This is a genomic window from Streptomyces sp. NPDC006691, assembly GCF_042869955.1.
Classification (GTDB): Bacteria; Actinomycetota; Actinomycetes; order Streptomycetales; family Streptomycetaceae; genus Streptomyces.
Genome location: NZ_JBIAGW010000049.1, coordinates 1 through 7,544, shown reverse-complemented (window position 1 = coordinate 7,544; position 7,544 = coordinate 1). Strand labels below are relative to the sequence as shown.

The 7,544-nt window shown below is 74.5% G+C and carries 6 protein-coding genes; 2 read left to right on the top strand and 4 right to left on the bottom strand.

Annotation, left to right across the window (positions count from 1 at the left end):
• Window positions 1-480: 480 nt before the first annotated feature.
• On the bottom strand, window positions 481-1,623 hold the full coding sequence (locus ACFYNP_RS38305; protein WP_388792080.1) for a glycosyltransferase family 4 protein: 1,143 nt from the start codon (window positions 1,621-1,623) through the stop codon (window positions 481-483).
• A 159-nt stretch (window positions 1,624-1,782) separates the two neighbouring features.
• Between ACFYNP_RS38305 and ACFYNP_RS38300 the strand changes: the two genes are divergently transcribed.
• On the top strand, window positions 1,783-3,009 hold the full coding sequence (locus ACFYNP_RS38300; RefSeq protein ID WP_388792078.1) for a glycosyltransferase 87 family protein: 1,227 nt from the start codon (window positions 1,783-1,785) through the stop codon (window positions 3,007-3,009).
• On the opposite strand, the gene ACFYNP_RS38295 is transcribed toward ACFYNP_RS38300, so the two are convergent.
• A complete protein-coding gene (locus ACFYNP_RS38295; protein ID WP_388792076.1) occupies window positions 2,970-4,298 on the bottom strand; it encodes an MATE family efflux transporter in 1,329 nt (442 codons plus the stop codon). The two genes, ACFYNP_RS38300 and ACFYNP_RS38295, sit on opposite strands and share 40 nt — an antisense overlap.
• Window positions 4,299-4,404: 106 nt before the next feature.
• Here ACFYNP_RS38295 and ACFYNP_RS38290 point away from each other — a divergent pair, with 106 nt between their 5' ends.
• Entirely contained in the window at window positions 4,405-4,932 is a 528-nt protein-coding gene (locus ACFYNP_RS38290; protein WP_388792074.1) for a PadR family transcriptional regulator, read from the top strand.
• Here ACFYNP_RS38290 and ACFYNP_RS38285 read toward each other — a convergent pair whose 3' ends face one another.
• Entirely contained in the window at window positions 4,933-6,165 is a 1,233-nt protein-coding gene (locus ACFYNP_RS38285; protein ID WP_388420723.1) for a hypothetical protein, read from the bottom strand.
• A 16-nt stretch (window positions 6,166-6,181) separates the two neighbouring features.
• Window positions 6,182-7,213, bottom strand: coding sequence for an NlpC/P60 family protein (locus ACFYNP_RS38280; protein WP_388420724.1), 1,032 nt, complete (start codon window positions 7,211-7,213; stop codon window positions 6,182-6,184).
• Window positions 7,214-7,544: the final 331 nt, after the last annotated feature.

The following is a 7,544-nucleotide window of genomic DNA, read 5'->3' as shown; positions in this document are numbered from 1 at the left end:
GGTTCGGGGCTCCGCCCCGGACCCCGTATCGCGCCTTAAGGGCGCTCGTCCTCAATCGCCGGACGGGCTGAAGTGCCCGATGCGGGCCCGTACCGGTCCGGTCAGCCGGACGGGCTGAAGTGCCTGATGTCGGCCCATATCGATCAGCCCGACAGGCTGGAGATACCTCCACCGGCCCGTACCGATCAGCCAGCCGGGCTGAAGTGCCCGATGCGGGCCAGCACCGAGGCCCTTAGGGGCGCGGGGAACTGCGCGACCAGCCACCCACGATCCGCACCCGAACGAGCAGGGCCCGGGGCGCAGCCCCCGGAAGCCCTCCCACCCCCGTTTCACCCCCGGAGGGTTGCGGGAAGGGGCGGGGAGGGGCAAAACCCCAGGGCCCAGGGCGAAGCCCCAGCGCACCCCGGGCCGGCACACCCCGAGCCCGCGCACCCCGAAACGGGGCCGCACCTGCCCACCCACCCCCGGGGGAAAGGGAGGCTAAAGCAGACCCCGGAGCTTCTCCGCCAAAAGGTCCCAGCGCCATTTCTCCTCCACCCAGGCCCGCCCCCGCTCCCCCATCCGCCGCCGCAGGCCGGGATCCTGCAACAGGGTCACGATCCGCTCGGCCGCGTCCCCGGCGGAGTCGCCCCGTACGACCCAGCCCGTCTCGCCGTCGAGGACGGCGTCCGGTGCGCCTCCGGAGTCGCCCGCCACCACCGGCAGACCCGTCGCGGAAGCCTCCAGGTAGACGATGCCGAGACCCTCGACGTCCAGGCCGCCGCGCCGGGTGCGGCACGGCATCGCGAAGACGTCCCCCGCCCCGTAGTGCGCGGGCAGCTCCGCCCACGGCACCGCGCCGGTGAAGCGGACCGAGGCCGAAACCCCGGTGTCGGAGGCGAGCGTGCGCAGATCCGCCTCGTACGGGCCGCCGCCCACGATGAGCAGCACCGCGTCGGGCACCTTCGCCAGGATCGCCGGCAGGGCGCGGATCAGCGTGTCCTGCCCCTTGCGCGGCACCAGTCGCGAGACGCACACCACGACGGGCCGGTCGGTGAGCCCGAGCCGGCTCCGTACCGCGTCGCCGCCCGAGCCGGGGTGGAAGGTCTTCTCGTCGACCCCGGGCGGAAGCTGGACCATGCGGGCCGCGGCCTGCTGGGTGAGCGCGCCCGCGATCCGCGAGCGGGTGTACTCGCCCAGGTAGGTGATCGTGTCCGTACCCTCGCCGATCCGCCTCAACAGCTGCCGCGCGACGGGGAGTTGGGCCCATCCCGCCTCGTGCCCGTGCGTCGTCGCCACGAGCCGCTCCGCACCCGCCCGGCGCAGCGCGGGCCCCATGAGGCCGAGCGGTGCGGCCGCCCCGAACCACACCGAGGAGCAGCCGTGTTCGCGCAGCAGGCCGACGGCGCGCCGGGTGACCCGCGGGGTGGGAAGCAGCATCGTGGTGCGGTCCCGTACGACGGTGAACGGCTGCTCGGCGTCGAACGCCGCCGTCGCCTCGACGCCCTCACGGCTCCGCTTCCACGTCGAGGCGTACACGACGATCCGCTCCGGATCGAGGCGCAGGGCCATGTTGTGGAGGAACGCCTGGATCCCGCCCGGGCGCGGCGGGAAGTCATTGGTCACGATCAACGTCTTGTGCATCGCCGCCGACAGTACCGAACCCGGGGCGCGCGGCCGAGGCGAGCCCGCCGGGGGGCGCCACCGGAACCGAAAGGCCCGGCCCCGCCTTGCCGTCGACACGCCGGGGCACCCGGCATCATGGCTGGCTCCGGCCCCCGAAACGAGGACGAGACGGACATCATGCGCACCTCCCGGCGCCCCTTCAGCGTGGCGGTCACCTGGGCCGCGACCCGCTATCTGCTGCTGCTCTGCGTCTTCAAGGTGCTGACCCTTCCCGGCCCGGACGTCACCAGCGACGTCCATGTGATCTACCAGGGCTGGTCGCAGGTGCTGTGGACCGGCACCTATCCGCTGGACGACGTGACGTGGCAGTACCCGCCGGCCGCCGCCCTCGCGATCCTCTCCCCCGCCGCGCTGCCGTTCCTGCCGTACGCGTCGGCCTTCTTCGTGCTCGTCCTGCTCGCGGACGCACTGGTCTTCGCGCTCCTGATGTACGCGGGCGGCCGGCCGGGCAAATCCCTGAACGGGGCCTGGGTGTGGACGCTCGGCGTGCCGCTGCTCGGCCCCACCGCGTACGCCCGTTACGACCTGATGGTGACGGCCGTCGCCGTCGCGGCGCTGCTCGCGGGGGTCCGCCACCCGCGGGTCCTGGGCGCGCTCGCCGCGTTCGGGGCGCTGCTCAAGGTGTGGCCGGTGCTGCTCCTCGTCCGGGCCCCGCGCCGGTCGTGGGCGACCGCCGTCGTGACCGCGGCGGCCCTCCTGGCGGCCTGCGTGGCGGCGGCGCCGGGCGCGCTGGCCTTCCTCACCTTTCAACGCGAGCGCGGCACCGAGGTCGAGTCGCTCGGCGCGCTGGTCTTCCAGGTGGCCCGGCACTTCGGCTGGCGGGGGCGGGTGCAGCTGAACTACGGCTCGGTGGAGTTCCTCGGCCCGTACGTGCCGGTGGTGTCCGCCCTCGCGATGGCCCTGACCGCCCTCGCCTTCGGCTGGCTGCTGCTGTGGCGCCTGCGGGTGCGGGGCCCGGGGCGTCCGAGCACGCCCGCGGACGCGGCCTTCACCGCGGTGCTGCTCTTCACCACGACGAGCCGGGTCATCAGCCCCCAGTACCTCCTGTGGCTGATCGGCCTCGCCGCGGTGTGCCTGGCCTTCCGCCGCAGCCCGATGACCCGGCCCGCCCAACTGGTCCTGGCCGCCACGGCCGTGACGTTCCTGGAGTTCCCGATCTGGTTCTCCCACGTGGTGTCCGGCGACTGGCTCGGCCTGCTCCTCCTCACCACCCGCAACGGCCTCCTGGTCGCGGCTTCGCTCCTGGCCTGCCGCAGCCTGTGGAGCTCCACCTCCCGCAGCCGCAACCTGCCCCCGCTGCCCGTTCAGCCCACCCGGGCCACCGCGTCTTCGGCCACCCGCTGACGGCCGCCGCCCCGGTGGAGCACGGCGAGGGCCGCGCACTGGGCGGCCGTCGCCAGGGCCATCGCCAGGCAGACGCCCGGCAGCCCGAGCCCCGACAGGCCGTGGGCGAGCGCCAGTTGGAGTGCCACACCGCAGGTGGTGATCCGCGCCAGGTGCGGGCTGCCGCCGCTGCCCTCGAAGACCCCGCCCAGCGCGATGAGACCGGACAGCAGCACCAGGTAGGGCCCCAGGCAGCGCAGATACAGCGTCCCCGCGGCGGCCACCTCGCCGCCCGCGCCGAACGCCCCCATGATCCAGGGGGCCCCGGCGAGCAGCCCGAGCGATGCCGCGATCCCCAGCGCGCCCGAGAGCCGCAGCGCCGCCCGCCCCACGGCCCGCCGCTCGTCGCGCCCGGCACCGAGCAGGCGTGCGGTGTGGATCGAGGCGGCCTGGCGTACGGAGTAGAACGCCATGGTCGCCCCGTACGTCGCCTTGGTCGCGATGCCGTACGCGGCGACCTCGGCCACGCCGATCCGGGCGACGATCGCGACCAGGGCCAGGGTGCCGCCCATGCGGACGACGAAGTCGGCGGACATGGGGAGGCCGACCCGGACCGTGCGGCGCAGTTCGGCGGCCCGCAGCCGCGCTCGCGGGCCGGCCGCGCGCAGCACGGGGTTGCGCCGGAGGGCCCCGAGTCCCCATGCCAGGGCTGCCGTTCGGCCGATGACCGTGGCGATGGCCGCGCCCCGCACCCCCAGGCCGCAGCCGAGGATGAGCAGGGGATCGAGGACGAGGACGATCCCGTTGGCGAGCAGCGCGAGGCGCATCGGAGTGCGGGTGTCGCCGGCCCCCTTGAGGATGCCGTCCACCAGATTGGTGGCGAAGAAGACGGCCACCCCGGGCAGCGCGACGGAGAAGTAACCGGCGGCGAGCGGCAGGGCGCCGCCCGCGTCGGCGCCGAGCACGAGGCGGGCGAGCCGCTCCCGGCACAGGAACCCACCGGCCGCGACCGCCGGGGTGAGCAGGGCCCACAGCGCCCAGCCGCCCCGCACGGCCGCCCGCATCGCGGCCGGGTCGTCGGCGCCCCTGGCCCGGGCGAGCAGCACGGTCGTACCCGATCCGGCCATGAGGGCGATGCCGAGCAGCACGTTCTCGACGTTGGTGGCGACCGCGACCGCGGCGACGGCGTCCCCGCCGAGCCGGGCCACCCAGACCGTGTTGATGATTCCGGCCGTGACTCCGGCCAGGAGCTCGAAGTAGACCGGATGCGCCAGTGACACCAGCGTCCGGCGATGCGCGGTCGGACCCATGTCCCTCCCCCGTTCTCCCGGCGGACCATCGCCGCAATACCTCGATTCGAGGTAGCTCGATAAGAGGTACCATGACGAGGGCAACCGGACAAGGAGAGGGGCGCTCGTGCTGGAGCTGTCGATCCTGGGGTTCCTCTACGAGGAGCCGCTGCACGGCTACGAGCTCAAGGAGCGCATCAAGGGGCTCAGCGGGCACATCCGCCCGGTCAGCGACGGAGCGCTGTATCCGGCGATCACCCGCCTGGTGAAGGCCGGCGCCCTGGAACAGCGCACCGAACCCGGCAGCGGGGCCGCACCGCGCCGCATCCTCTCCCTCACCGACGCGGGCCGGGCCGGTCTCCTGGAGCGGCTGCGACACCCCAAGGACACCGAGATCACCGACGGCCAGCGGTTCTTCACCCTGCTCGCCTTCCTGCGGCACCTGCCCGACCGGGCCGAGCAGGCCGCCGTCCTCGGGCGCCGCCAGGCCTTCCTGGACACCCCGGCGAGCTTCTTCTACCGGGACGGCGAGCCCGTGACGGCCGAGCAGGCGCCCGACCTGTTCCGGCAGGGCATGCTGCGGATCGCGCGCGCCACCGGCACGGCCGAGAAGAAGTGGCTGACGGAGGCCATCGAGGAGCTGACCTCGCCCTGATCAGCCGAGCTGATCCCGTACGTACGCACGCCACTGAGCGGTGAACTCCCCCGGCGTCAGGCCGAGTTGGTCGGACATGGCCTTTTCCGTGGCGCCCTCGCGACGGGGCTGGTCGCCGATCTCGGTGTAGAGGCGGGCCAGTTTCGCCTCGCCCCAGCGGGCGGCGATCATGCGGCAGGCCAGCCACCCGCCCTCGTACGCCCGCGCCAGGCGGTCGGCGCCGCCGTCGAAGCCGAAGTCGGCGTCAGAGGGGAGGCCGGCGGGGAGGTCGCCCGCACGGACCGCCTTCTGGAGTTCGGGCGCGGCCTGGGCGGCCGTGCGGCCGGTGTCGCGGTAGCCCACCCAGTCCGCGTAGCCCTCCGAGAGCCACATCGGGGTGGCGGCCGAGGTGTGGGCGCGGGTGGCGACATGGGTGGTCTCGTGGGTGAGGACGACCTCGCGCCCCAGGTCGCCGAGGACCGCGTACGCGTCCGGGTTGACGATCACCCGGTCCGCCGGGGCCGCCCCCGCGCCGCCCGCCTCGCCGGTGGTCACCGCCGCGATGCCCCGGTAGGAGGCGGCGGGCGCGCCGAGCAGCGCGGCCATGGCGTCGAGCGACGCCGGGACGAGGACGACGACGCGGCCCGCCCAGGTGCCGGGCCAGGCCTTCGACACCGCGGGCACGGCGGAGTCCTCCGCGTCCGCGATCTCGCGCAGCTTCGCCGCGTCCTGGCCCACCCCGAGGATCAGGCTGTGCGCACCGCGCACGACGCTCACCGGGCCCTGCTGCCACAGGAGTTGGGCCGCCCCCTGGGCGGGCCGGTCGCCGGTGACGTACCAGTCGGCGCCGCGCCGGCCGAGGGTGAGGGTACGGGCGGCCGTCACGGGCGCGGTGTCGTAGCCCTGGATCCGGTAGCGCAGGTCCACCTTCGCGGTGGCCGTCGTGCCGTGCCGGTCCACCCCGGTGACCTTGTACGTCCAGGACGTCAGCGGCACCTGCGCCAGGTTGCCGAACTCGGCTCCCTGGGCCGCCCGCAGGGCGCTCGCCGCGGGGTCGACGGCGGCCAGATAGCCGTTCGCGTCGTGCTTCAGGACGGCGGCCGCGCGCCGGTCGAGGAGCCGCTGCACCTGGCTCGCGGTGGCGTCCGGGGCCGACCCGGGCGCCGAGCAGGCCGCGCCGAGCAGCAGCACGGCGAGCGCGCATCCCGCCGCCCGGCCGCCCCGTACCCCTAGCCCGCGTCCATGACCTGCCACGCCGCCGATCGTACGGTCACACGCGCGTCACCGAGGAGATGGGCATCATCCCGACGGGGTCGTAGCGCACCGGCGCGCCGGGGTAGGGGGCGTGCACGACCTGGCCGTTGCCGACGTACATCGCGATGTGGCTCGCGTCGTGCCGGTAGGCGACCAGATCGCCGGGCTTCGCCTCGGAGAGCGGCACCTGGTGGCCCGCGTACCGCTGCTCCTGCGAGGTGCGCGGCAGACCGACCCCGGCCCGGGCGTACGACCACTGCATCAGGCCCGAACAGTCGAACCCGGAGGGCCCGTTGGCGCCCCAGATGTACGGCTTGCCGATCGCCGAGCGGGCCGCCATCACGGCCGCCGCGGCCCGCGAGGAGGCGGCGGGCACGGAGCCGGCGGGCGGCGGCAGCTCGGTGCGGCCGGAGCGCGAGGCCCGGTCGAAGGCGGTGCGGTCGGCGGCCGGCAGCGCGTTCAGGGTGCGGCGCGCCTCGGCCAGCTTGGACTCCACGGTCCGCTTGTGCCGGGCCACCTCGGTGCGGCTGCGCTCCAGCTCGGAGAGCTTGCGGCCGGCCTCGGCCCGCTGCTGGGCGAGCCGGCGCTGCTCGTGCTGGAGGTCCTGGAGGGCGCCCGCCTGGCGCTCGCTCAGCCGGTCGAGGGCCGCGGCCTGGTCCAGGTAGGTGTTCGGGTTGGACGACAGGAGCAGCGCGAGCGCGGGGTCGATGCCGCCCGAGCGGTACTGCGCCCCGGCGATCGCCCCGAGCGCGCCCCGCATGCGGTTGATCTTCTCCTGGCCGCGCGCGATCCCGTCCTGCGCATGCCTGACCTCGTCACGCAGCTCCTTGGCGTGCTCGTCGGCCTTGTCGTACTGCTCGGTGGCCTTCTCGGCCTCCTCGAAGAGCCGGTCGACCTTGGCCTTCCCGGACGGCCCCGGCTCGTGCGGAGCCGCGCTCGCAACGGGTGCCGCCAGCGCCGCCGCGGCCGTCGCCGCGGCTGCCGAAAGGACGGTGACGCGAGCGCTCTGGGTCAGGCCCGACTGCGAAGGCCGGCGATGGGACGCCACGGATGCCGTACTCCCTTGCACTGCGTGCGGCCCCTGCCGCCCGGGCGGGCGGCGAGTCACCGGGGGAACCGCACGCCGGACAGTAACCGGACGGATACCCGTGGGCCAACGACCGCGCCGCCTACGCAAAGTGACGCCCCACCGGAGAGCACAGGTCACCGGCGGGGCGTCGCGTCAGCGTGTGTCGCCGCAGTTCGCCCGTTTGGGCGGTGTCGGCGGCTGACGAAGGGAAAGGCGGGGTCAGCCGATGCGCACACCGAACTGGAACGGCATGTTGTCCATCGACTCGTAGCGCACGACGGTGCCGGTGCGCGGCGCGTGCAGCACCATG

Bases quoted from the DNA above. Each gene is read 5' to 3' on its own strand.
- ACFYNP_RS38305 (WP_388792080.1), bottom strand. From the start codon at position 1,623: ATGCACAAGACGTTGATCGTGACCAATGACTTCCCGCCGCGCCCGGGC.
- ACFYNP_RS38300 (WP_388792078.1), top strand. From the start codon at position 1,783: ATGCGCACCTCCCGGCGCCCCTTCAGCGTGGCGGTCACCTGGGCCGCG.
- ACFYNP_RS38295 (WP_388792076.1), bottom strand. From the start codon at position 4,298: ATGGGTCCGACCGCGCATCGCCGGACGCTGGTGTCACTGGCGCATCCG.